Source organism: Nostoc sp. UIC 10630 (assembly GCF_010747425.1).
Classification (GTDB): domain Bacteria; phylum Cyanobacteriota; class Cyanobacteriia; order Cyanobacteriales; family Nostocaceae; genus Nostoc.
Genome location: NZ_JAAGOG010000485.1, coordinates 1 through 622, shown reverse-complemented (window position 1 = coordinate 622; position 622 = coordinate 1). Strand labels below are relative to the sequence as shown.

Annotated in this window: 1 pseudogene; it reads right to left on the bottom strand. The window is 46.9% G+C overall.

Features of this window, described 5'->3' with window-relative positions:
- A pseudogene (locus G1O98_RS38520) lies at window positions 1–622 on the bottom strand (bifunctional DNA primase/helicase); the annotation flags it as partial.

Sequence of the window (622 nt, the reverse complement as noted above, 5' to 3'; positions counted from 1 at the left end):
GCATCACCCACAGGCGCAATAGTATTGCCCATTTCTTCTAGGAGCGATCGCAAATCAGCCCGTAAATTATTAATCGACCAATTCCGTTGCCCCTCAATCTGACAACTAGCATCTAATGCCCAATCCTTCTCAGCCCCACGTTTGCCCGTTTCCCGGTTAATGCGAATCAGAAAAGCGGTCATCTCATTTGTCTGAAGAATCTTTTCTTTAATGCGTCGGACATTGGTTTCGGCGTAACCAAAGGGAGGACGCGGAGCCACCCAAACATACATGGGGACATTTGGACGATACCGCCATAACTGCTGGGCGCATTCTGTAGCTGACTGCGAGACAGCATGAAACACGCCAAACACGGCATCAAAATGATAGCTGGAAATGTCAACCCCTGAACTGAGACTGGGAGTAATTAAAAAAGCGTCAAGATCCTTAATGGCAATGTTAATCTCCCTAATGAAAATCACATTTTCCTCACTGCCACTGTTCTCGGAGTGAATAGCCCACACCCGTAACTTGCGGTCTTCGGCTGATTCCGGTGTATCATCAGCGTCATCAATTGCTGAACCATCATTGAGCGCTCTTTCTAGCTTTTTAATAAACCGCTTACTGTCGCTGACCATCATCA